A 22964-nucleotide genomic window follows, 5' to 3' on the forward strand; every position below is an offset into this window, starting at 1 on the left:
ACCGTGTCACTCTTGAACGGGCCCATGTTTCACCGCCGTTGTCGCAGGTGGCTTCGGGTTTCACTGGTGTTGCGCGTCGTGCGCGAGGAGCGCGATGTGGACCGAGGCGGCCTGTTCGAAGTCGTCGAGGTCCACACCGAGCCGCGCCTGTATCGCCTCCAGCCGGCGGTAGAGGGCGGGGCGGGAGACGTGGTGGAGCTGGGCGGTGCGGGACTTGTTGCGGCCGGTGGCGAGGTACGTGCGCAGGACGGAGAGCAGGTCGTCGTCCGGCTCGCACAGCAGGCCGTCCAGCTCGCGTTCCGCGAAGGACTGCACGTGCGGGTCGTCCCGCAGCAGGCGGATCAGCCCGCGCAGATGGACGTCCCTGAGGCGGACCACGGGCGGCAGGTCCAGCGCGGGGGCGGATCCGGCGACCGCGTCGGCCACGTGCCGGGCCTCGCGCAGCCCGGCGGGTACGTCGTCGAAGGCGGTCCGCGCGTCCGCAGCGGCCACGACGACCTGCGCCGGGCCCGGCTCGGCGCGCAGCCGGGCGGCGAAGTGCGCGGTGAGCGCCGCGGTGTCCTGGTCGCGGGCGAGGGAGAGCAGGACGGCGTGCGCCGCGTCGGCGAGTTCGGCGGCGAGGCCGGGCAGGCCCAGCAGGCGCAGGACGCGGTCGAGTTGAGGTACGGTCCGGCCGCGGACCACGAGCGGCACGAAGGTGCGCCGGTTCACCGGGAGTCCGGCGGCGCGGGCCCTCGGCAGGAGTTGCCTGGCCGGTACGACGCCGCTGACCAGGTCGGTGAACAGGCTCTGGGCGGACTGCTCCTCCCAGGAGCAGCCGGCGCCGCCGCCGAGCATGCGGTGCAGGACGAGGGCCTCGGCGGCGCGGCCGGCGAGCAGCCGGCCGGTGGCGGTGTCCCCGCGGTAGCCGCACAGCACGATCCGGCCCCAGCGCTCGCCGCGTCCGCCCAGTTCGGCGCGGATCCAGCCGTCGCCGTCGCTGCCTCCCCCAGTGCCTGAACGGCCTGGGCGGTGCCCCCATGCCTGGCGGGCGATGCGCTCCCAGTCGCGCAGCACGTCGTCCACGGCGGGCCGCTCCCCCGCCGTGCCGAGGACGCGGTGGGCGAGGTTGGTGACGACGACGGGGCAGCCGCTGTGCCGGGCGATCTCGTCGAGGAGGCGTTGCAGCGGAGCGCCGGCGGTGATCAGTGCGGTGAGTTCGGTGCGGACGGCCTCGGAGAGACTGACGGCGGCGAACTTGCGTCGCACCAGCCGCGACTGGACCTCCTCCGTCAACTGGGCGAAGGGGAACGGCCGGTGGAGTACGACGAGGGGCAGCCCGCACCGCTCGGCCACCCGGCGCATCGCGTCCGGCGGGGACGGGAAGGCACGGCCGAGACCGAGGACGACCGCGGACGCCTCCGCGCGGTGCAGGGAGCGGACGTACTCGGCCTGCTTGTCCTCGTCGCCGGCGAGCAGCACACCGGTGGTGAGGACCATCTCGCCGCCGCTGAGCATCACGCCGACGTCGGCCGCCTCGGCGACGTGCACCCAGCGCACCGGCCGGTCCAGCCGGTGCGCGCCGGCCACCACCTCGGGCTCACCGGCGAGCACCCGCTCCAGCGCGAGCACCTGCCGGACCGACAGTGCCGGTGCCGGGGCTTCCCAGGGATCCGAGACGGTGGCCATGGCGGGTTCCCTTGATCGGTGTGCTGCTACTGGATGCTCCTCAGCGCGCGCTCGAGGATCGCGGCGCCCTCCTCGGCCTCCGCGACGTTCAGCGACAGCGGCGGGGCGATGCGCAGGGCGCTGGTGTTGTGGCCGCCGCCCTTGCCGATGAGCAGGCCGCCCTCGCGGGCCGCCTCCAGGACGGCGGAGGCCGCTTCGGGGTGGGCCTCGTCGGTGCCGGGCTTGCTCAGCTCGATGCCGATCATCAGGCCGCGGCCCCGGACCTCCCGTACGGCCGGGACGTGCGCGGCGACGGCCCGCAGCCGTTCGATCAGCAGGCCGCCGACCCGTCGGGCGTTGCCCTGGAGGTCGTGTTCGAGGAGGTAGGTGAGGTTGGCGAGGCCGGCCGCCATGGTGATCTGGGTGCCGCCGAAGGTGGAGATGCTGTTGGCGTCCAGGCAGTTCATGATCTCGGCGCGGGCCACGACGCCGCCGATGGACATGCCGTTGCCGATGCCCTTGGCGAAGGTCAGCATGTCGGGCGGGCCGCTGCGGCCGTGCGCCTGCCAGCCCCAGAAGTGCTCGCCGGTGCGGCCCCAGCCGGTCTGCACCTCGTCGGAGATCCACAGGATGCCGTGCGCGTTCAGCACCTCACGGAAGGCCGCGTACAGGCCGTCGGGGGGTGAGGTGAAGCCGCCGACTCCCTGGATCGGCTCGGCGATCAGCGCGGCCGGCGGGCGGGTGTGGCCGAGGAGGTCCTTGAGGTCGTCGACGCAGGCGGCGACGAAGTCGTAGTCGTCGAGGGCGGCGTACGGGCCCCGGGTGCGGACGCCGCCATGGACGTAGAGCGTCTGCAGCGGGGACAGCGAGGTGGGCGACCAGCCGCGGTTGCCGGTGATGCCGACGGCGCTGAAGGAGCGGCCGTGGTAGCTGTTGCGCATCGCCAGGATCGTGTTGCTGCGCCGGTAGGCGGTGGCGAGCAGCAGGGCGGTGTCGTTGGCCTCGGTGCCGGAGGTGGTGAAGAAGACCCGGGCGTTCGGGATGCCGCTCAACTGGGCGATGCGTTCGGCGAGTTCCACCATCGGCCGGTTGAGGTAGAGGGTGGAGGAGTGGATGATCCGCCCGGCCTGCTCGCTCACCGCCTTGGTGATCTCGGGCAGGGCGTGGGCGGTCATGGTGGTGAGGATGCCGCCGAAGAAGTCGAGGTAGCGGTTGCCGTGGGAGTCCCAGACGTGGCGTCCCTCGCCGTGGGTGATCTCGATGGGCTCCTCGTAGTAGAGGGCGAGCCAGTCGGGGAGCACCGCGCGGTGGCGGCCCAGCAGGTCGTCGGTCACGGCTGCACCAGCCCTTCGTAGGCGTCGGGGCGGCGGTCGCGGTAGAAGGCCCACGTCTGCCGCACCTCCTCGATGAGGTCGAAGTCCAGGTCGCGGACGACGAGTTCCTCCTTGCTGTCGCTGGCGACGTCGCCGACGAACTGGCCGCGCGGGTCGACGAAGTACGACGTGCCGTAGAAGTCGTTGTCGCCGTACTCCTCCTGGCCCACGCGGTTGATCGCGGCGACGAAGTAGCCGTTGGCGACGGCCGCGGCGGGCTGCTCGAGCCGCCACAGGTGGGACGACAGGCTGCGGTGGGTGGCGGACGGGTTGTACACCAGCCGGGCGCCGTTCAGGCCGAGCTGCCGCCAGCCCTCCGGGAAGTGCCGGTCGTAGCAGATGTAGACGCCGACCTTGCCGGCGGCGGTGTCGAAGACGGGCCAGCCGAGATTGCCGGGCTTGAAGTAGTACTTCTCGCGGAAGCCCTTGAGCTGGGGGATGTGGTGCTTGCGGTACTTGCCGAGGTAGGTGCCGTCGGCGTCGATCACGGCTGCGGTGTTGTAGTAGAAGCCCGGCTGCTCGATCTCGAACACCGGCGCGACGACGACCATGCCGGTCTCGCGCGCCAGTGCCCGCATACGGCGCACGGTGGGCCCGTCGGGCACGGGCTCGGCCCAGCGGTAGTGCTCGGGCTCCTCGACCTGGCAGAAGTAGGGGCTGTTGAAGACTTCCTGGAACCCGATGATCTTCGCGCCCCGCCGGGCCGCCTCGCGGGCGTGCTCCTCGTGTTTCGCCACCATGGACTCGGTGTCGCCGGTCCAGGCGGCCTGGACCAGAGCGGCACGTACGACGTTGGCCATGAGCTGCTCCTTCGACGCGACGTCAGCGCCTCTACGCCCGTAGAAACGGTCGTAGAGGGACGAACGTAAGCCTCTCGGACGGCCTTGCCAAGACCATCGTCGTCAACCCGCGGAGTCGATCGTGTTTCACACTCCTGTGGGTGAGCGGGGCGGGTCAGGCGGTGGTTCCGGCGACCCGCAGGGCGTGCAGGAGGTCCCAGTAGCGCTCGTCGGAGACGCCCTGCGCGGCGGTGAGCAGCAGCGGCACGAGCCGCTGGGGATCGGCGGCGGCGCTGCGGGCGGCCTCCTCCGGGGTGCGCATCCGGACGTAGGCGTCGAGCAGGGCGGTCACCTCGCGGTGGCGCTCCTCGGCGGCCAGCGCGAGCACCGCCTGCCCGATCTCCTCGGCGGGCCGTACGACGCCCTGCCGCAGGATCTGCTGCCCGTCCTCGGTGCGGCCCGCCGCGGCGAGGGCGTCGGCCGCGGCGACCAGCCGGTCGGCGGGCAGCGAGGCGGTCTCCCACAGCAGGGTCGCCCAGTCGGCGCCGAGCCCGGCCCGCTGCATCTCGGCGGCGAGCAGGGGGAAGCGGGCGGCGGGCCAGTACGCGGTCTCGACGAGCACCGCGTGCGCCTCACCGGTCCGCCCCTCGGCCCGCAGCCGCCCCAGCGTCCCGACGACCCGCCCGACCTCCTGCCGCGCCGCACCGTCGACCGCGATCTGAACGGGAGGCCCCGCCCGCCCCTCCCCCGCCTCCGTCGCCCCGGCGAACCGGGCGCCGCGCGGGGTGCGACGGGCGGTGGGCGGGGCCCCGGACGGCCCCGGCTCGGCGGCAGCGGGCGGCACGACGGCAGGGGGGACGACGACGGGAGCGCCCTCGTCCTCCACCACCCCCGCGAACCGGGCCCCGCCCCGGCGACGCTTCCGGGGCTTGACGGCGGCCGGGGCGGACTCACCGGCAGGTGGCGACGCGGAACCTGCCGCCGACGTGCGCTCGCCGTCCGGGGCAGGAGGGGAGGAGGCGCCGGGCAGGGAGCCGGATTCCGGCCCGGAGCCCGCACCTGCCCCGGCGGCAGCCTCGGCGGGGACGGAGCGTGACACAGCGGCACTCCCCCACCCGGCAGCCGAGCCCGACGTGAACCCACGCCCCGCCTCCGACCGGCGCCGAGCGGCGTAACCGGGCGCAGACTCCGTCCCCGGAGCGGACGCGGGTCCCGGCCCGGCAGTCGGGGCCGACGTGGTGGTGTCCGGGGCCGAGGCGGGGCCGGGGCGCGTTGCCATGCCCGGCCCGGGGGCGGTGGCCCCTCCTGCGGCGGGGGCCGGTGTCGGGGTCGGGGTCGGTGAGTTAGTCGCCCAGGTGGTGGGGAGGTCCTGGCCCGTCGTCCCGCCGGGGCTCGCCGCAGCCCGCGTGCGGCGGTCCAGGTGCTCCAGCCTGGTCCGGAGTTCCGCGCAGCGGGCCGCGGCACGGGTGTGGTCGTCCTCGGCCCAGGCCAGGTCGAGGCGGAGGGCCTCGGCCTTCTCCCGGGTGGGGGCGGTGGCCACGGCGCGGCTCAGCGCTGCCCGGCGTTCCGCGGCGTACCTCTGCTCGCGGAGCATGACGTCCAGCCGGTCGCCGAGGGCGTCGCGGGCGCCGGGACGGGCGTCGTGCGCGGCGAGGGCGGCGGCGTGCAGGGCGCGGGCCCTGGCGGTCTCGGACTCGGCGGCCCGCGGGCCGTGTGCGGCGGCGAGATCCTGGAGCAGGGCCTCCATCACGTCCCACGGCGGCAGCTCACGCCCCTCGAGGCAGGCCCGCATACCGTCCGGGTCCCGCTGCCAGAACACCCCGCACCAGCCGCCGGAGGGGTCCAAGCTCCCCAGCAGCCCGTTGAGGTAGCTCGTGAACTCCCGGATGCGACCCGGAAGTTGCTCCACCGCCATAGCCAACTCCCGCCAGACCTGGAGGACTCCGCTCCGTAGGCAACACCAGCCGTGTTACGACAGCGCTACAGGGAGTTTTCGGCGGGAACGCAAGGTGCGCATGACGTCCCCCGCGGGGGGTGAGACGTCACGCCGCGAGCGGGGTGCTCCCGCCGCAGTGAGCGGCCAGCGTGTCCATCGACAGGCCCAGTTCGACCGCCAGCGCCGCCACCGTGAAGAAGGCCGGTGTCGGCGCACGGCCCGTCTCGATCTTGCGGAGCGTCTCCGCGGAGATGCCGGCCCGTGTCGCGACCTCGGCCATGCTGCGGCCGCCGCGTGCCTCGCGCAGCAGCCGGCCGAGCCGTTCGCCGCGTTCGCGTTCTTCCGGAGTGAGAGGGGTGCGCACCATGGCACCCATTCTAATACCGGTATACTAATTGGCATGGTGGAGCTGAAGACCGACACATCGATCGATGCCATGTACGAGGCGGGCCAGGTCGTCGCGAGCGCGCTGACGGCCGTACGCGAGGCCGCTGACGTGGGCGTTTCCCTCTTGGAGCTGGACGAGGTGGCGCGGGGCGTGCTGCGTGCGGCGGGTGCGACCTCGCCCTTCCTGGGCTACCGCCCCTCCTTCGCCCCGACCCCGTTTCCGGCCGTGATCTGCACGTCCGTCAACGACGCGATCGTGCACGGAATCCCTACCGGCTACCGACTGCGCGACGGCGACCTCGTCTCCGTCGACTGCGGCGCGGAACTGGGCGGCTGGGTCGGCGACTCGGCGCTCAGCTTCACCGTGGGCACGCCGCGCCCCGCCGACGTACGGCTGATCGAGACGGCCGAACGGGCGCTGGCGGCCGGGATCGAGGCGGCAGTCGTGGGCAACCGCATCGGTGACATCGCCCACGCCATCGGCACGGTGTGCCGCGCGGCGGGGTACGGCATCCCGGACGGCTTCGGCGGCCACGGCATCGGACGCCGTATGCACGAGGACCCGTCGGTCCCGAACGAGGGCCGCCCGGGCCGCGGCATGCGCCTGCGGCACGGCATGGCGCTCGCCATCGAGCCCATGCTGATCGCGGGCGGCACCGACGGCTTCCACGCCGCCGGCGACGGCTGGACCCTCCGCACCGACGACGGCACCCGCGCGGCCCACGCGGAACACACGATCGCCGTCACCGAGACCGGCCCCCGCATCCTGACGGCACGCTGAGCCCGCACCCCCGGCACGCCCCGCCCCGCCCCCGAGCCCGGCCCGGCCCGCGCGCCGCCCTGAGGTGCTCCCCCACACCGATCGTGCGAAGGTGTTCTACGAGTGCGCCTCACGCGGCACAGGGACACACCCGCGCGGCACAGAACCCGTGCGTGTGTAACAGCGAGACGGTCGGGCACCCGCGTCCGGACCGTACGTCGAGCAGTGAGCGCGCCCCGGGCCCCTCGAAGGTTCCGGCTCCGTCCGGCCGAGGGGGGTCCCCGCGAGGGCGCCGGAACGGATGGCCATGACCAGCGGGTTCACAGGTCCGCAGGGCTACGGCTCGGACCCCTTCGGAGAATTCCTCGCACGCTTCTTCGGCGGGCCCCGCCCCCGGCAGATAGACATCGGGCGGCTGCTGAGCCAGCCGGCCCGGGAGCTGGTGCGCGGCGCCGCCCAGTACGCCGCCGAGCACGGCAGCCGGGACCTGGACACCGAGCACCTGCTGCGGGCCGCGCTCGCCACCGAGCCGACCCGCAGTCTGCTCAGCCGGGCGGGCGCGGACCCCGACTCGCTGGCCTCGCAGATCGACGAGCGGTCCGGCCCCGCCCAGCACGGCCCGGACAGCGCCCCGCCGCCGACCTCGCTGTCCCTGACGCCCGCCGTCAAGCGCGCCCTGCTGGACGCGCACGAGCTGGCCCGGACGAGCGGCGCCGGCTACATCGGCCCCGAGCATGTGCTCAGCGCCCTGGCCGCGAACCCCGACTCGGCCGCCGGGCACATCCTGAACGCGGCCCGTTTCACCCCGCCCTCGGGCCTGCCGCCGGAGGTGCCGGAGTCCACGCCGCCGCGCGTCGAACGGCCGCGCCCGGCGACCGGCACGCCGACGCTGGACAAGTACGGCCGCGACCTCACCGAGCTCGCCCGCGAGGGCCGCATCGACCCGGTGATCGGACGCGAGGAGGAGATCGAGCAGACCGTCGAGGTGCTCTCCCGGCGCGGCAAGAACAACCCCGTGCTGATCGGTGACGCGGGCGTCGGCAAGACCGCCGTCGTGGAGGGGCTGGCCCAGCGGATCGCCGAGGGTGACGTGCCCGATGTGCTGCTCGGGCGGCGGGTGGTCGCCCTGGACCTGACGGCGGTGGTCGCCGGGACCCGCTTCCGGGGCGACTTCGAGGAGCGGATGAACAACATCGTGGACGAGATCCGTTCGCACTCCGACCGGCTGATCGTCTTCATCGACGAACTGCACACCGTCGTCGGCGCGGGCGCGGGCGGCGAGGGCGGTTCGATGGACGCCGGCAACATCCTCAAGCCGGCCCTGGCCCGCGGCGAGCTGCACGTGGTGGGGGCGACCACGCTGGAGGAGTTCCGCCGGATCGAGAAGGACGCGGCGCTGGCCCGCCGCTTCCAGCCGATCATGGTGCCGGAGCCGACGCCCGCCGACGCGATCGAGATCCTGCGCGGACTGCGCGACCGCTACGAGGCGCATCACCAGGTCCGTTACACCGACGAGGCGCTGGTGGCGGCCGTGGAGCTGTCCGACCGTTACCTCAGTGACCGCCGTCTGCCGGACAAGGCCATCGACCTCATCGACCAGGCGGGCGCCCGGGTGCGGCTGCGGGCCCGCACCAAGGGCACCGACGTACGCGCCCTGGAACGCGAGGTGGAGCAGCTGACCCGCGACAAGGACCAGGCGGTCGCCGACGAGCAGTACGAGCAGGCCACCCAGCTCCGGGACCGCATCGTGGAGTTGAAGCGCCGGATCGACGAGGCGGGCAGCAGCACCGAGGTGGACGAGGGCCAGGACCTGGTGGTGGACGCCGAGGCGATCGCCGAGGTGGTGTCCCGGCAGACCGGCATCCCGGTCAGCCGTCTCACCGAGGAGGAGAAGGACCGGCTGCTGGGCCTCGAACAGCATCTGCACCAGCGGGTCGTCGGACAGGACGAGGCGGTGCGGGTCGTCTCGGACGCGGTGCTGCGCTCGCGCGCCGGGCTCTCCAGCCCCGACCGCCCAATCGGCAGCTTCCTGTTCCTCGGACCCACCGGCGTCGGCAAGACGGAGCTGGCCCGCGCGCTCGCCGAGGCGCTGTTCGGCAGCGTGGACCGCATGGTCCGCCTGGACATGAGCGAGTACCAGGAGCGGCACACCGTCAGCCGGCTGGTCGGCGCCCCGCCCGGTTACGTGGGCCACGAGGAGGCGGGGCAGCTGACCGAGGTGGTGCGCCGGCACCCGTACTCGCTGCTGCTGCTCGACGAGGTGGAGAAGGCCCACCCGGACGTCTTCAACATCCTGCTGCAGGTCCTCGACGACGGCCGGCTCACCGACTCCCAGGGCCGCACGGTGGACTTCACCAACACCGTCATCGTGATGACCAGCAACCTCGGCTCCGAGGCGATCACCCGTCGCGGGGCGACGCTGGGCTTCGCGACGGGCGGCGCCGAGGCGGACGAGGAGGCGCGCCGCGAGCAGATCCTGCGGCCGCTGCGGGAGCACTTCCGGCCGGAGTTCCTGAACCGGATCGACGAGATCGTGGTGTTCCGCCAGCTCACCACCGAGGAACTGCGGCAGATCACCGACCTGCTGCTGGAGTCGACCCGGCGCAGCCTGAAGGGCCAGGGCATCTCGATCGACTTCACCGAGTCGGCCGTGGACTGGCTGTCCCGACGCGGCTACCAGCCCGAGTACGGCGCCCGCCCGTTGCGCCGCACCATCCAGCGGGAGGTCGACAACCAGCTCTCCCGCCTGCTCCTGGACGGCCGTGTGAAGGAGGGCGACAGGGTGACGGTGGACACGGAGAACGACAAACTCACGTTCCGCACCGGTGACATCCCGACACCGGAACTGTAAGCGCCCCGAAAGGGGCGCGGGGCTGTATCGACTTGCGGCTCCGCCGCGTGGGCGCGACCAGCCCCAACGGCGCCGCACCCGCCCGACAACAGATCGCTCACCCCACCGGATGCACGACCATCGCCGACCCACCGCCCCTACGTACCTTCTCCGCAGCCGCCAGCCACTTACCACCCGGCAGCCGCTGCACGCCCGTAGTCGCCCCGATCTCCGGGTTCACCTTGAAGCTGTGCCCAATGGCCTCCAACTGCCCGCGCACCTCACTCCCGTACAGCCCAGGCTCCAGCTCCGTCTGCGCGGCGTTACGTTGGCTCGCCCGAGGCGCGGCAATCGCCTCGACCAACGGCAGCCCCCGATCCAGGAACCCGGTGAGCGTCTGCAACACGGTGGTGATGATCGTCGATCCCCCGGGCGACCCCAGCGCCACCACCGGCTTCCCCTGCCCGTCAAGAACGATCGTCGGCGAGATGGAAGACCTCGGCCGCTTCCCAGGACCCGGCAGATTCGGATCATGCACCGCAGGATTCGCCGGCGCGAAGGAGAAGTCCGTCAGCTCGTTGTTGAGCAGGAACCCGCGCCCGGGAACGGTGATGCCGCTGCCGCCGGTCTGCTCGATGGTGAGGGTGTAGGCGACGACGTTGCCCCACCGGTCGGCGGTCGTCAGATGGGTGGTGTTCTCGCCCTCGTACGTCGTCGGGGCGGGCGTGCCGCCGGTCGCGCACGGCCTGGGGTCGCGCGGGTCGCCGGGTGCGAGCGGGCTGGTGAGGACCGCGTCGTCCTTGATCAGGCACTCACGGGAGTCGGCGTACCGCTGTGAGAGCAGCTCCTTGGTCGGCACGTCCTCGAAGGCGGGGTCGCCGACCCAGCGCCCCCGGTCGGCGAACGCGATACGGCTCGCCTCGATGAAGCGGTGCAGGTACCGGACGTCGCTCGCCTTCGACAGATCGGTCCGCTCCAGGATGTTGAGGGCCTCGCCCACCGTCGTGCCCCCCGACGAGGACGGCGCGATGGAGTAGACGTCGAGGCCCCGGTAGGAGGTCTTGGTCGGCGGCTGGGCCTTGACGCGGTAGGCGGTGAGGTCCCGTGCGGACAGGTCGCCGGGGCGGGCGTTCCAGCCGGAAGCCGGGTCCACGGGCGGCTTGTTGACGGTGGTGACGATGTCCCGGCCGATGTCGCCCCGGTACAGCGCGTCGACGCCCTTGCGCCGCAACTCGGCGTAAGTGCGGGCGAGATCGGGGTTCTTGAAGGTGGAGCCGACCACCGGGAGCCGGCCGCCGGGCAGGAACAGCTCGGCGGTGTCGGGGAAGTACCGGAAGCGGGTCTCGTTGGCGGCGGTCTGCGCGCGGAAGGTCTCGTCGACGGTGAAGCCCTGCCGGGCGAGCCGTTCGGCGGGTTTCAGGACCGTCCCGAGCCGGTCGCTGCCCCACTTGTCCAGCGCCCGCTGCCAGGTGGCGGGCGTGCCCGGGGTGCCGACGCCGAGGCCGCTGCTGACGGCCTCGGCGAAGGGGATCGGCTTGCCGTTCTCCAGGAACAGCCCGGAGTCGACGGTGAGCGGCGCGGTCTCGCGGCCGTCGAGGGTGTGCACGGTGCGGGACCGGGCGTCGTAGTAGACGAAGTAGCCGCCTCCGCCGATGCCGGCGGAGTAGGGCTCGGTGACGCCGAGCGCGGCGGCGGTGGCGACGGCCGCGTCGACCGCGTTGCCGCCCTTGCGCAGGATCTCGATGCCGGCGGCGGAGGCGTCGGGGTCGACGCTGGAGACCGCGCCGCCGTAGCCGACGGCCACGGGAGTCTTGGGAGTTCGCCTGTCCGAGTCGCCGCCGTGCTCGCCGGGCGGCGCCGCCGCCCCGACCGACACGACGGCCGCCGAGACCGCCAGGACCGCCAGTTTCCGTGCGACAGAACGACGCGACCGCAGCATCCGCACCTCCAGTGAAGGGCCGTCCGCGCAGCTTAGTTCATCGCCATGCCCCCGTCAGGAACGCCGACGGGCGTGCCGCGGACCATCGGCGGGAAACTCTTCGCGGATCCCGACGGCATCTTTTCGCGTACGCGTCGAACGCGAGTTTGCGTGGGCCCGCTACCATGCGCGCCCATGACTGACGACGTGCGCAACATCGTTCTGGGTGTGGTGGCCGCCGGCATCAGTGCCGCGCTGGGCTGGATCGCCCGTACGTATCTGTGGAACCGGAAGCTCCGCCGCAAGCAGGCCTTCTTCGGGCTGCCGGAGAACTCCGAGTCGCTGCTCGTCGTCAACCGCGATCCGGCCACGGCGGAGCCGGCGGTGCACCGCTTCGACGTGTTCGCGCTGCTGGAGCTCTCGGCGCTGATCAAGGACTGCGGGGCGCATGTGCAGGTGGTGACGCAGGACGCGGTGCACCAAGGGTTCGGTGAGCGCACGGAGTTCTGCGTGGGCGGTCCCGGGTCGAACCGGAGGATGGTCGCCCACATGGCGGCGATGCTGCCGGGGGTGCGGGTCAACGTGGACCCGGAGCCGGGACCGGACCGTGGCGCCTTCCAGATCGGCGGCGAGCGCTACCGCATGGACCCGGGCGTCACGGAGTACGTCATGCTGGCCCGTCTCACGGCCGGCGACCGGCACGAGGCGCGGCCGGTGTTCCTGTTCTGCGGGCAGCGGGCGATCACCAATCAGGCCGCCACCCGGTATCTCGCCCGCCATCACGAGCGGCTGGCCCGCAAGTACGGTTCGCGCTCGTTCGTGCTGCTGCTGAAGGTGGTCAACTCCCAGGCGTACGGCCCGGATGTGGTGGAGCTGGTCGGGGACGTGACCAAGTCGGCGCAGACGCCGCTGCCGACTCCCACGCCCCGCAAGGCACATCAGGAATCCTGACGTCCGCTCCACCCCAACGATCGTTACTGGCACGTAACTTACCGACGGGTTACTCCAAGTAAAGAGGAAAGGTTACTGTCTGGTCACTTTGCACTGACACGAGTGAGGAGTGACCGTGGGACCCCACCGCAAGGCCCTGCGCACGACCGCCGTGGGCGCCGTGTCGGCGACCCTGATCGCCGGAAGCGCCCTCGGACTCGCCCCCACCGCCCAGGCCGCGCCGGACCCCGTCCGCTTCGTCGACATCACGGGGGACGGCGGCACGGTCCTCAAGGCCAACGTCATCACCCCGGCGGGCGCCGACGGCACGAGCCGCTACCCGCTGATCGTGCTCCCCACCAGCTGGGGACTGCCGCAGATCGAGTATCTCGCCCAGGCCCGGCAACTCGCCGACTCCGGTTACGTCGTGGTCACCTACAACGTGCGCGGCTTCTGGCAGTCCGGCGGCGAGATCGAGGTCGCCGGCCCCCGCGACACGGCCGACGCCTCACGCGTGATCGACTGGGCGCTCGCCCACACCCCTGCCGACGCGCGGCACATCGGCATGGCCGGCGTCTCCTACGGCGCCGGGATCAGCCTGCTGGCCGCCGCACACGACGAGCGGATCAAGGTCGTGGCCGCATTGAGCGGCTGGGCCGACCTGATCGGCTCGATCTACTCCGAGCGCACCCAGTCCGTCCAGGCCGCCGCCGTGCTCGACGGCGCGGGCAGGGTCACCGGCCGGCAGAGCGCCGAAGTGAGATCGATCTTCGCCGACCTCTACGCCTCCGACCTGTCGCGCGAGCAAGAGATCATCGCGTGGGGGAAGAAACGTTCCCCTGGTACGTACACGGACCGGCTCAACCGCAACGGCACCGCGGTGATGCTCGCGAACGCCTGGGGCGACACGGTCTTCCCGCCCAACCAGTACACCGCCTTCTACGAGAAGCTCACCGGCCCCAAGCGGCTGCAGATGCGCCCGGGCGACCACGCCACCCCGGAGATCACCGGTCTGCTCGGGCTGCCCAACGACGTGTGGAGCGACACCCGTCGCTGGTTCGACCACCATCTGCGGGGCGTCGCCAACGGCGTCGACCGCGAGCAGCCCGTCCGTCTCAAGCCCCGCTCCTCGGGCGGCTACGAGACGTACCCCGACTGGAAGTCGGTGGCCGCGACCAGCCGCAAGATCGACCTCGCGGGGTCGACCACGATCCGCGCGAACGTCAACTCCGGCGCGGACGGCGGTGTCGTCTTCCTCTCCAGCATCCTCGACCAGGTGGCCCAGGTACCGCCGATGGCGTACGTACCGCTGCTGCCCCGGCGTTGGGCGGCGGTGTGGCAGTCGGAGCGGTACGCCACGGCTCAGCACGTACGGGGTGCGGCGAGACTGCACACCACCGTCACCCCGACCGAGGAGAGCGGCACCCTCGTCGCCTATCTGTACGACGTGGGGCCGCTCGGCCTCGGCAAGCTGGTCAGCAACGCGCCGTACACCTTCCACGGGCGTACGCCCGGCAAGCCGTTCGGCGTCGACCTGGAGCTGTTCTCCACGGCCTACGACGTGCCGGCCGGGCACCGGCTCGCCCTGGTCGTCGACACGGTGGACCCGCTCTACATCGAGCACAACCCGTCCGGCGCGCAGCTGACCTTCTCCTCGCCGCCGAACGACCCGTCGTACGTGTCGGTTCCGCTGCGCGAGCAGTGATCTCCGGCTGCCGCCGGACGGGACTGGCCGATGTGGTCCGCCGCCCCCGCGGGTGTGGGGGCGGTGGGCCCCTCCCGGTGGCGGCGTCCCCGCTCCTGCCGCGAAGTGCCCTGTCCCACCGGAGTGAAGGGCTCATCGTAGTCGAGGAACGGAGGGACGGGTGGGCCGGCGTCACGCCGTTCAGTGCTTGAGGATCTTGGAGAGGAAGTCCTTGGCCCGGTCGCTCTCCGGGTGGGTGAAGAACTCGTCGGGTGTGCGGTCCTCGACGATGCGGCCGTCGGCCATGAAGACGACCCGGTTGGCGGCCGAGCGGGCGAAGCCCATCTCGTGGGTGACGACGATCATGGTCATCCCCTCGGCGGCCAGTTGCCGCATGACCTCCAGCACCTCGTTGATCATCTCGGGGTCCAGCGCCGAGGTCGGCTCGTCGAAGAGCATCACCTTGGGTTCCATCGCCAGGGCCCGCGCGATCGCCACGCGCTGCTGCTGACCGCCCGAGAGCTGCGCCGGGTACTTGTCCGCCTGGTTGGCGACCCCGACCCGGTCGAGGAGTTCGTGCGAACGCCGGTCGGCGTCCTCCTTCTTGCGACCGCGGACCTTGACCTGCCCGAGGGAGACGTTCTGCAGCACGGTCTTGTGGGCGAAGAGATTGAACGACTGGAAGACCATGCCCACATCGGCGCGCAGCCGGGCCAGCGCCTTGCCCTCGTCCGGCAGCGGCTGTCCGTCCACCAGGATGGTGCCGGAATGGATGGTCTCCAGCCGGTTGATCGCGCGGCACAGGGTCGACTTGCCCGACCCGGACGGGCCGATGACCACGACCACCTCCCCCCTGCCCACGGTGAGGTCGATGCCCTGCAGAACATGCAGGTCACCGAAGTACTTGTTGACGTCACGCAGTTCGATCAGCGGATCGACGGCCATAACCACCCCTACTCATCCTCAGCCGTGTGGTGGTTGCCGCAACGTATCCAGGCAAGATCGCGAGGACGGTGCGACACGCACTTTTCGGTCATAAGCCGTATTTACGCCGCATTTACTCCGGTTGTCATGGGAGGTGTGGATCCGTGTCTCACGCCTCCGCGACCTCGGCGTACAGCTGCGACAGTTCGGGGACGCCGCTGGCGGCCCATTCGTGACCCGAGTCCACGACGTCGAACTCCCGGCCGGAGGCGAGCCGGACGACCGGCTGGCCGTCGGACCGGATCTCCCAGGCGGCGCCGGGCACGGTGCGCACGATGACGGTGCCGAGATACAGCCCGGCGTCGTTGCCGAGCCAGGTCAGGGTCTCCTCGTCGTCCCGCCAGCCCGGTACCAGCTGGTCCAGCGCCTCCAGGGAGGCGGGGGAGTCGTCCAGCCGGACGCCCGCCCGGGACGCCTGGGAGCGCAGCAGTTCGCACTCGGCGAGGAGTTCCGCGATGCCCTCGGGATCGGGAAGCCCCGCCTTCCGGCGCCGGTGGCCCAGGAAAGGGATGTTCATACCTCCAGCCTGTCATTCGTACCGCCCTCTGCACCACAGGCGCGCGGGCCCCCGGCCGGGCGGCTTCCGGGACGGTTCACCTCCTGTCCGCGCATGGCGCGTTGACCCGCCGGTGCCGTCTCCCTAGCTTCTCGTGGGTCGTGAGTCGTGGGTCGTGAGTCGAGGGTTGCGTGGTGCGTCGCGCTACGCACACCGTGCCGGTGCTCGTGGCGGCGTGGCGGTGGACGGCCGGTCGATGGACGGGAGGAGCCGGTGTGCGCCGAGGGGTGCGGAAGGCCGTGGTCCTGGTGGCCGCGTGCGGATGGCTGGTGCCGTCGGCGGTCGTGCGGGCCGCGTCCGGGCAGGCTCCCCTCCCCCTCGAGCTGCTGTTCGACAACGTTGCCGTCAGTGAGGACGCACGGCCGGGCGAGGCCGACTTCGACGGCTTCGGCGCTTCCCTGTCGGCGCGGGATCTCACCGCGGCGGGCTGGACACCGGGCCGGGAGCTCACCGTGCAGGGCGCCCGCCTGACCTGGCCGCTCTCGCGGCCGGGCGAGCCGGACAACGCGCGCGCGGCCGGTCAGGAGGTGCGCGTGGGCGGCGGCCCGGGGGACGCCCTCGCCTTCCTGGTGGCGGGCACGGCGGGGCGGGACGTGGGCGGGCAGGGAACGATCACGTACACGGACGGCACCCGAAGCACGTACCGGCTCCTGGCGCCCGACTGGCGCACCGGCCCTCTCGCCACCAAGGCCGTCGCCCTGCCGCACGTCAACACGCCCGCCGGTCAACTCACCCAGCGGGCCCGGCTTTACGTGCGGACGGTGCCCCTGCCGCTCGGACGCGCGGTGGCGTCGGTGCAGCTGCCGCGGGCGGCCGGCCTGCATGTGTTCGCGCTGTCGGTACGGGACATGTCGCGGGGCTGGACCGGCAGTTGGGCCGCGTCGACGTCGGGCCACCCGGCGGTGGGTCCGTGGTCGGACCGGACGCTGCGGCTGGTGGTGCACACCTCGGTCGGTGGACCGCGGGTGCGGCTGAGGTTCGACAACACCTTCGCGTCCGGGCCGGTGCGCATCGGCGGGGCGACGGTGGCGGTGCGCGCGGCGGGGGCCGGGGCGCGGGACGAGCCGGTGCGGCTGGCGTTCGGCGGCCGGCCGGGGGTGGTCGTGCCGGCCGGGGCACAGGCGTACAGCGATCCGCTGGGCTTCGCGGTGCCGGCGGGCGCCGATCTGCTGGTGAGTTTCCATCTGCCGGGGACGGTGCGGGCGGCTCCCGTGCACGGGCGGGCGATGCAGCGGTCGTATCTGAGCGCGCCGGGCGACCACACGGCGGACCGCTCCCCCGCCGCGTACACGGCCGACCTGACCGGCTGGCCGCTGCTGACGGGGGTGGACGTGACGGGCGGGCCCGGGTCGGTGGTGGTGCTCGGGAACTCGATCACCGACGGGGTGGGTTCCACTCCGGACGCGAACCGGCGCTGGCCGGACGTGCTGGCCACCCGGCTGCGCGCCCGGTACGGGGTTCCGCCCCATGGGGTGCTCAACCATGGGATCTCGGGCAACCGTGTGGCCTCCGACCGGTATCCCGGTGACGGGGTGTCCACGGACACGGCCGGGGTGAGCGCCCTGCACCGCTTCGACCGGGATGTCCTCGCCCAGACGTCGGTCCGGGCGGCGGTGGTGTTCGAGGGCGTCAACGATCTGCGCTGGGGTGCGTCGGCGGAGCGGGTCATCGCCGGACTGCGGGAGATCGCGGCGCGCGGCCGGGAGCGGGGTCTGCGGATGCTGGGGGCGACCCTCCTGCCCTGCGAGGGCGAGTCCCGCTGCACGGCCGCCGTCGACACGGAACGGGGCGCGGTGAACGCGTGGATCCGCTCCTCGGGCGCCTTCGACGGCGTGCTGGACTTCGACGCGGTGCTGCGGGACCCGGAGCGCCCCGCCCGGATGCTGCCCGCGTACGACAGCGGGGACCATCTGCACCCGGGCGACGCGGGGCATGCGGCGCTGGCCGAGTCGGTGGACCTACGGGCGCTGACGGGCAGGCCGTAGCGGACCCGGACCGGACCCGGCTGCACGTCCGGGCCGGCCACCGCCTACCCGTCCCGGTCCGCCATCACCCGGGCCTCCAGGTCGACCACTGCCCGGACGTCCAGTCCCGCACCGCTACACGTCCAGGTCCACGACCACCGGCGCGTGGTCCGAGGCGCCCTTGCCCTTGCGCTCCTCGCGGTCGACGTAGGAGTCGGTGACCGCCTTGGCGAACGGCTCGTTGCCGTACACCAGGTCGATGCGCATGCCGCGGTTCTTCGGGAAGCAGAGCTGGCGGTAGTCCCAGTACGTGAAGGGGTGTTCGTACTTCAGCGGGCGCGGGACGATGTCGGACAGGCCGGACTCGCGCAGGGAGGCGAGGGCGGCACGCTCTGCGGGGGTGACATGGGTGGACCCCTCGAAGGCCGCCCGGTCGTACACGTCGTCGTCCGTCGGCGCGATGTTGTAGTCGCCCAGTACCGCGAACGGGCGGCTGCCTCCCGCGTCGCCGGCGACGGCGGCCTTCAGGGCCTCGATCCACTGGAGCTTGTACGCGTAGTGGGGGTGGTCGACCTCACGGCCGTTGGGCACGTAGACCGACCAGACGCGGACGGGGCCGCAGGTCGCGGCGATGGCGCGGGGCTCCACCGAGCCGTCGTAACCGGGGTCGCCGGGCAGGCCCTTGACGACGTCCTCGATACCGACGCGGGAGAGCACCGCAACCCCGTTCCACCGGCCGGTGGCGTGGACCGCCGACTCGTAGCCCAGTTCGCGCAGTTGCTCCGTCGGGAACTGGTCCTCGGCGACCTTGGCCTCCTGGAGGCACAGGACGTCCGTGCCGCTGCTCTCCAGCCAGGCGAGCAGCCTCGGCAGGCGGGCGGTGATCGAGTTCACGTTCCAGGTCGCGATGCGCATGTCCCACAACCTACCCGGAGGGTCTGACAACGCTCGACCACCGCCCACCGGACGCCCCCGACGTGCGGATTCTCAGATCTCGTGCGGACTCTCAGAGCTCGGCCGACGCCCCGGGGGCCAGCCGCAGGTGCTCCGCGCCGCCCAGGGCGCCGATCTGCCGGTCGTAGATCGGGCGGGCCAGGTCGGTGAGCAGGGCGTCGTGGATGTCGTAGGCGCGCTGCGGGCGGACCTCGCGTACGTAGTCGATGACCTCCCAGATCTTGCTCCAGGGGGCCATCACGGGCAGCATCAGCGTCTCGACCGGCTGGTCGGGGACGGTGAGGGCGTCGCCGGGGTGGAAGAGCGCGCCGCCGTCGACGAGGTAGCCGACATTGGTGACGCGCGGGATGTCCGGGTGGATCACGGCGTGCAGTTCGCCGTGGACCTGGACGTCGAAGCCCGCGGCGGTGAAGGTGTCGCCGTGGCCGACGGTGTGGACCCGGCCCGGGAACGCCGGGGCGAGCTGGTCCGCGACGGACCTCAGCGTCCAGACCTCGACGCCGGGGCCGGCCTCGAGCGCGGCCCGCAGCCGCCCCTCGTCGAAGTGATCGGGATGCTCGTGCGTGACCAGGATCGCCTCCGCGCCCTGGGTGGCGTCCTCCTCGCTGAACCCTCCGGGGTCGAGCACGAGGACCCGGCCGTCCTTCTCCAACCGAACACAGGAGTGCGACTTCTTCGTGAGCTTCATGGGCTCCATCCTGCATCCGCGTACGGGATCACCGCGCGAAGGGGCGGGCGGGGCGCGCGTGGGCCCACGGCGGCTACTCCTGCGGGGTCGTCTCCTCGCGGATGACCTGCTGGGCGATGCGGAACGCGCTGTTCGCCGCCGGGATGCCGCAGTAGACGGCCGCCTGGAGCAGGACCTCCTTGATCTCCGTGGGAGTGAGGCCGTTGCGGAGGGCGGCCCGGACGTGGACGGCGAGGTCGTCCAGGTGGCCGCCTGCGACCAGGGCGCTGAGCGTGACGCAGCTGCGGGAGCGCCGGTCGAGGCCGGGCCGGTCCCAGATCTCGCCCCAGGCGTAGCGGGTGACGAGTTCCTGGAAGTCGGACGAGAAGTCGTCAGCCTGGGCGAGAACGCGGTCGACGTGGGCGTCGCCCAGCACCTCCCGGCGGACCTTGATACCGGCGTCGTACGGGTCGGGCCGGCCCTGGGCCTGCGGCACCGGGGCGGCCGGGGCGATCTCGGCGACGGGCGCGGGCTGCGGCGGCACGGCGGACAGAGCGGGCTTGACGGCGGCGGCCGGGAGGGCGGTCTGGCCGGTGCCGTACTCGAGGGCGGGCTGCCAGGCGGTGGAGAAGTGCCGCACCAGCAGGTCGGTGACGGCGGCGGGCTGTTCCACGGGCACCAGGTGGGAGGCGCCGGGCACGACGGCGAGCCGGGCGTCCGGGATGCCGGCGACCAGGTGGCGGGCCTCGGCCGGACCGGTGACCTGGTCCTCCGAGCCGACCAGCACGAGGGTCGGTACGCCGACCCGGCCGAGTTCGGCGCGCACGTCGAAGGAGGCGAGCGCCTCGCACGCGGCGATGTAGCAGCCGGGGTCGGTGGTGCGCACCATCTGCACGGCCCACTCGGTGATCGCGGGCTGCGCGGCGGCGAACCCGCCGGTGAACCAGCGGTCGGGAGCGGTGCGGGCGATCGGGTCGAGTCCGTTGGTCCGTACGATCACTCCGCGCTGGCGGAACTCGTCTGCGGTGCCGAAGCGGGGTGAGGCGGCGATCAGCGCGAGGGACGCGAGGCGCTCGGGGTGCCGCAGCGCCAGCTCGGTCCCGATCGCCCCGCCGAGCGCGCATCCGGCGTACCCGAAGCGCTGCACGCCGAGCCCGTCGAGGGTGGCGAGCAGCCGCGCGGTGAGCTCGCCGACCGACCCGGCCGGATACGCGGGCGCGCCCCCGTGCCCCGGCAGATCGAACCGGAAGACGCGCCACTGCTTCGTCAGCTCGGGGACCTGCCGGTCCCACATGTGCCAGGTGGTACCCAGGGAGGGCCCCAGGATCAGGACGGGAGCCTCTTCTGGCCCGTCAAAGCGGTATTGCAGGGTGTTCGACGGTGTCTCACTCACGCGTCAGACCCTCTCATGCATCACGACTGCCCCTATCACGGGGGATCGGTAGGTGCCGTTTTCACCAGGTTGAAGACCCCTCGGGCGGCATGTCGCTTGAGGCATCGGATGCTCTCACGCCGGTCTTGCCCTCTTGGGTACGGCGTTCGTAGTACGCCTGGGTGCAGGGATCGAAGCGCAGCCGGTGAACGCGATGCGGTGCAGGGCGCGTTGGCCTGCGGTCGTCGCCATGGTTGAGCCGGCGCGAGCTCCGACGGCGCGAGGAGTACTCGACGGGACTGACTCCGCGCCGAGCGGCAACGGGCGCTCGGGCAGCCAGCCACGGCGGAGTCTGGCCCGCCACCATCTCCACCCTCGAACGAGGCATCCGCCGCAACTCGCAGTCACCAGGAGGAGGGAGGTGAGGTGCGGGTGACCACGGCAGGAAGCTGCCCGTGCTCGATCACCTGCCGCGGCAGCAACAGCCCGAAATGCTCACCGACGACCTGCAATACCCGGCGCTTCTGTTCGACAGACGACAGTTCCTCGTCCGCGCCGAGCAGGTCATCGAGGGAGCCTTCCGGCGGGATGACTCCGGCCGCTTCCAGCGCCGGGCGCAGCAGGTCAGGCTGGGCTCCGGCGGGGTCGTAGCCGAAGCCCAACTCGAAGTGCAGCTGAACCTCACCGTCGGCGAGGTACCTGAACAAGGAAGGCGGATCGTCCGGCCGTGGGTCGAAGATCAGCACCTCGGCGCCGCCGCGGGACACTGCCGGGTCCAGGGCCCAGCCTTCACTGCCCCCGCACTCCACAATGAACGACCAGTCGCCGCTCTGGCCGATGCGGCCGACGCAGTAGACATGCGTAAGGTCGACCATGCGGGACGCTTCCTGGATGGTGAGGGCAGGCCCGATCTCGACAGGCTCATGGTCGGCCATGCGTTCAGCCAGTTGCTCAGAGCTGAGGCCGCGGGCGCAGGTGATGTACAAGTCGGTGGCGTTCAGGTCGGGGCTGTGCCAGGCGTCGGCGATCCATGCGAGGCTGTCGGGCATTGCCGATGGCTCCTTCCGTACACAACGTGGGCTGGTGGGGCACAGCGAGAACCCGGTGCTGTGCCCCACCAGCGGTCAGCAACCTGTCATGGCTTGGGTACCGTGCAGGCCACGGTCACCTTGGACGCATCGCAGTGCGCGAACTGAGGGAAGTCCACCCAGTACGGGTCCTTGTCCAGCATCCGGTACTTGGTCGAGAAGCCCGAGCTGAACGCTCCCCCCATCGAGGTGGAGTTGATCCATCCCGACATGGCCGAGCGGCCACACACTTCCTTCCACGTCGGAGCAGCTGCACGTAGGTCGTCGTACAGGTGCCATTCGCCCTGTTTGACCCGGGTGGCGTAGGTCTGCACGCAGTCGTTGCCGGTGTCGACCTCGTTCATGCCGCCCATGCCGGCGGGCATGCCGCCGGAATTGTAAGTAGAGGCGTAGGCGAACTCGTCACACGACGCCTTGTCGCCCGCGCTGATCTCGGGAACTGTGGTGGCATCCGGGTTGCCGTAGGTGGCCGCCCATCCGTCAGGGCAGATCACCTTGCGGTTGTCGTCCGGGTCGCGGTGGTGCGCGTTCTTTGACGCGGCAGGCAGGTAGAACAGCGGCTTCTTGGCTGCCTCGCTGCCGGGGTGGTTGGGCAGCTTGGCCTGGATCAGCCACGCGTGCGCGACGGCCGGCGGCGTCTTGGCGAAGTTCATCACCCACGTCGGTATGTACTTGTAGAAGGTGCAGCCCGGCGTGGTGGAGGAAATCTTGTCGCAGCGGATCTGCGCACCACCGGCCTGCCACCGCATGGCGGCCGGGTTCGCCACCGGCGAATAGGCAGTGATCTTCGTGGACAGGTCCAGCGTGTCCGGTCCCACGCAGCGGGTGGCTTTGCAGGGTGAAGGGCACGGCCTGGTCGGTCGCGAAGAGTTCCCGGGTCGGATACCGGCGTCGGCCGTAAGCCGCATGGCGTCGCCGCGTCCTTGGCATCACGGACGCCCCTGAAACGAGGGGACGCCGGACGTCGTGGGTGCGGCGTTCGTGGTGTGTCCGGGGTGGGCGGGGCGTGGCGCAGACGGGTGAACACGGTGCGGTGCTGAGCGGCGCTCGGCTGCCGGTCGCCGCCATGGCTGAGGCGACGCGAGTTCCGGCCGCGGTGCGTGGCGTTCGATCGGGCTCGGGCCCGCTGACCACG

Annotated in this window: 18 protein-coding genes; 5 read left to right on the forward strand and 13 right to left on the reverse strand. The window is 72.1% G+C overall.

Annotated features, from left to right (window positions below; all coding sequences use genetic code 11):
* Positions 1 to 60 precede the first annotated feature (60 nt).
* The 5 genes from AB0412_RS08100 to AB0412_RS08120 form a co-directional block, all read right to left on the reverse strand.
* Positions 61 to 1668, reverse strand: coding sequence for a PucR family transcriptional regulator (locus tag AB0412_RS08100; protein WP_366401671.1), 1608 nt, complete (start codon positions 1666 to 1668; stop codon positions 61 to 63).
* A gap of 26 nt (positions 1669 to 1694) precedes the next feature.
* Positions 1695 to 2981: an aspartate aminotransferase family protein gene (locus AB0412_RS08105; protein ID WP_366401672.1), complete on the reverse strand. Its 1287-nt coding sequence runs from the start codon at positions 2979 to 2981 to the stop codon at positions 1695 to 1697.
* On the reverse strand, positions 2978 to 3820 hold the full coding sequence (locus AB0412_RS08110; protein WP_366401673.1) for a nitrilase-related carbon-nitrogen hydrolase: 843 nt from the start codon (positions 3818 to 3820) through the stop codon (positions 2978 to 2980). Before AB0412_RS08110 ends, AB0412_RS08105 begins: the two co-directional genes overlap by 4 nt.
* 154 nt (positions 3821 to 3974) lie before the next feature.
* A complete protein-coding gene (locus AB0412_RS08115) occupies positions 3975 to 5714 on the reverse strand; it encodes a hypothetical protein (RefSeq protein ID WP_366401674.1) in 1740 nt (579 codons plus the stop codon).
* Between the two features lie 127 nt (positions 5715 to 5841).
* Positions 5842 to 6102 carry a helix-turn-helix transcriptional regulator gene (locus tag AB0412_RS08120; protein WP_366401675.1) on the reverse strand — a complete coding sequence of 87 codons (261 nt, stop codon included), beginning with the start codon at positions 6100 to 6102 and terminating at the stop codon, positions 5842 to 5844.
* Between the two features lie 33 nt (positions 6103 to 6135).
* Here AB0412_RS08120 and map point away from each other — a divergent pair, with 33 nt between their 5' ends.
* Both map and AB0412_RS08130 read left to right on the forward strand, forming a co-directional pair.
* The gene (gene map / locus AB0412_RS08125; RefSeq protein WP_366401676.1) at positions 6136 to 6903 is read left to right on the forward strand and encodes a type I methionyl aminopeptidase; all 768 of its coding nucleotides are present in this window, start codon (positions 6136 to 6138) and stop codon (positions 6901 to 6903) included.
* A gap of 286 nt (positions 6904 to 7189) precedes the next feature.
* Complete coding sequence (locus AB0412_RS08130; RefSeq protein WP_366401677.1) at positions 7190 to 9733, forward strand: ATP-dependent Clp protease ATP-binding subunit; 2544 nt, start codon at positions 7190 to 7192, stop codon at positions 9731 to 9733.
* A 97-nt stretch (positions 9734 to 9830) separates the two neighbouring features.
* On the opposite strand, the gene ggt is transcribed toward AB0412_RS08130, so the two are convergent.
* A complete protein-coding gene (gene ggt, locus AB0412_RS08135) occupies positions 9831 to 11651 on the reverse strand; it encodes a gamma-glutamyltransferase (protein ID WP_366401678.1) in 1821 nt (606 codons plus the stop codon).
* 174 nt (positions 11652 to 11825) lie between these two features.
* Here ggt and AB0412_RS08140 point away from each other — a divergent pair, with 174 nt between their 5' ends.
* Together AB0412_RS08140 and AB0412_RS08145 are read left to right on the forward strand one after the other, a co-directional pair.
* Positions 11826 to 12581: a hypothetical protein gene (locus AB0412_RS08140; RefSeq protein WP_366401679.1), complete on the forward strand. Its 756-nt coding sequence runs from the start codon at positions 11826 to 11828 to the stop codon at positions 12579 to 12581.
* Between the two features lie 115 nt (positions 12582 to 12696).
* Positions 12697 to 14265, forward strand: coding sequence for an alpha/beta fold hydrolase (locus AB0412_RS08145; RefSeq protein WP_366401680.1), 1569 nt, complete (start codon positions 12697 to 12699; stop codon positions 14263 to 14265).
* A 180-nt stretch (positions 14266 to 14445) separates the two neighbouring features.
* Here AB0412_RS08145 and AB0412_RS08150 read toward each other — a convergent pair whose 3' ends face one another.
* Both AB0412_RS08150 and AB0412_RS08155 read right to left on the reverse strand, forming a co-directional pair.
* Complete coding sequence (locus AB0412_RS08150; RefSeq protein ID WP_366401681.1) at positions 14446 to 15189, reverse strand: amino acid ABC transporter ATP-binding protein; 744 nt, start codon at positions 15187 to 15189, stop codon at positions 14446 to 14448.
* Positions 15190 to 15337: 148 nt separating this feature from the next.
* Complete coding sequence (locus AB0412_RS08155) at positions 15338 to 15745, reverse strand: DUF6278 family protein (protein ID WP_366401682.1); 408 nt, start codon at positions 15743 to 15745, stop codon at positions 15338 to 15340.
* A gap of 287 nt (positions 15746 to 16032) precedes the next feature.
* On the opposite strand from AB0412_RS08155, the gene AB0412_RS08160 reads away from it, so the two are divergent.
* Positions 16033 to 17769: an SGNH/GDSL hydrolase family protein gene (locus AB0412_RS08160; protein ID WP_366401957.1), complete on the forward strand. Its 1737-nt coding sequence runs from the start codon at positions 16033 to 16035 to the stop codon at positions 17767 to 17769.
* Positions 17770 to 17883: 114 nt separating this feature from the next.
* Here AB0412_RS08160 and AB0412_RS08165 read toward each other — a convergent pair whose 3' ends face one another.
* From AB0412_RS08165 to AB0412_RS08185, 5 genes are all read right to left on the reverse strand, one after another.
* The gene (locus AB0412_RS08165; RefSeq protein ID WP_366401683.1) at positions 17884 to 18663 is read right to left on the reverse strand and encodes an exodeoxyribonuclease III; all 780 of its coding nucleotides are present in this window, start codon (positions 18661 to 18663) and stop codon (positions 17884 to 17886) included.
* 91 nt (positions 18664 to 18754) lie between these two features.
* Complete coding sequence (locus AB0412_RS08170) at positions 18755 to 19390, reverse strand: MBL fold metallo-hydrolase (RefSeq protein WP_366401684.1); 636 nt, start codon at positions 19388 to 19390, stop codon at positions 18755 to 18757.
* A 73-nt stretch (positions 19391 to 19463) separates the two neighbouring features.
* Complete coding sequence (pcaC, locus tag AB0412_RS08175; protein ID WP_366401685.1) at positions 19464 to 20762, reverse strand: 4-carboxymuconolactone decarboxylase; 1299 nt, start codon at positions 20760 to 20762, stop codon at positions 19464 to 19466.
* A gap of 383 nt (positions 20763 to 21145) precedes the next feature.
* Positions 21146 to 21790, reverse strand: coding sequence for a DUF6461 domain-containing protein (locus tag AB0412_RS08180; protein ID WP_366401686.1), 645 nt, complete (start codon positions 21788 to 21790; stop codon positions 21146 to 21148).
* 86 nt (positions 21791 to 21876) lie between these two features.
* Positions 21877 to 22647, reverse strand: coding sequence for a hypothetical protein (locus AB0412_RS08185; protein WP_366401687.1), 771 nt, complete (start codon positions 22645 to 22647; stop codon positions 21877 to 21879).
* Positions 22648 to 22964 lie beyond the last annotated feature (317 nt).

Source organism: Streptomyces sp. NPDC052012 (assembly GCF_040689265.1).
In the GTDB taxonomy this organism is placed as follows: Bacteria; Actinomycetota; Actinomycetes; order Streptomycetales; family Streptomycetaceae; genus Streptomyces.

What these genes read in the sequence shown, in the direction of transcription:
- AB0412_RS08100 (WP_366401671.1), bottom strand. Translation starts at nt 1,668, where the DNA reads ATGGCCACCGTCTCGGATCCCTGGGAAGCCCCGGCACCGGCACTGTCG.
- AB0412_RS08155 (WP_366401682.1), bottom strand. Translation starts at nt 15,745, where the DNA reads ATGAACATCCCTTTCCTGGGCCACCGGCGCCGGAAGGCGGGGCTTCCC.
- AB0412_RS08120 (WP_366401675.1), bottom strand. Translation starts at nt 6,102, where the DNA reads ATGGTGCGCACCCCTCTCACTCCGGAAGAACGCGAACGCGGCGAACGG.
- AB0412_RS08110 (WP_366401673.1), bottom strand. Translation starts at nt 3,820, where the DNA reads ATGGCCAACGTCGTACGTGCCGCTCTGGTCCAGGCCGCCTGGACCGGC.
- AB0412_RS08130 (WP_366401677.1), top strand. Translation starts at nt 7,190, where the DNA reads ATGACCAGCGGGTTCACAGGTCCGCAGGGCTACGGCTCGGACCCCTTC.
- AB0412_RS08150 (WP_366401681.1), bottom strand. Translation starts at nt 15,189, where the DNA reads ATGGCCGTCGATCCGCTGATCGAACTGCGTGACGTCAACAAGTACTTC.
- ggt (WP_366401678.1), bottom strand. Translation starts at nt 11,651, where the DNA reads ATGCTGCGGTCGCGTCGTTCTGTCGCACGGAAACTGGCGGTCCTGGCG.
- AB0412_RS08180 (WP_366401686.1), bottom strand. Translation starts at nt 21,790, where the DNA reads ATGCCCGACAGCCTCGCATGGATCGCCGACGCCTGGCACAGCCCCGAC.
- map (WP_366401676.1), top strand. Translation starts at nt 6,136, where the DNA reads ATGGTGGAGCTGAAGACCGACACATCGATCGATGCCATGTACGAGGCG.
- AB0412_RS08115 (WP_366401674.1), bottom strand. Translation starts at nt 5,714, where the DNA reads ATGGCGGTGGAGCAACTTCCGGGTCGCATCCGGGAGTTCACGAGCTAC.
- AB0412_RS08170 (WP_366401684.1), bottom strand. Translation starts at nt 19,390, where the DNA reads ATGAAGCTCACGAAGAAGTCGCACTCCTGTGTTCGGTTGGAGAAGGAC.
- AB0412_RS08140 (WP_366401679.1), top strand. Translation starts at nt 11,826, where the DNA reads ATGACTGACGACGTGCGCAACATCGTTCTGGGTGTGGTGGCCGCCGGC.
- AB0412_RS08165 (WP_366401683.1), bottom strand. Translation starts at nt 18,663, where the DNA reads ATGCGCATCGCGACCTGGAACGTGAACTCGATCACCGCCCGCCTGCCG.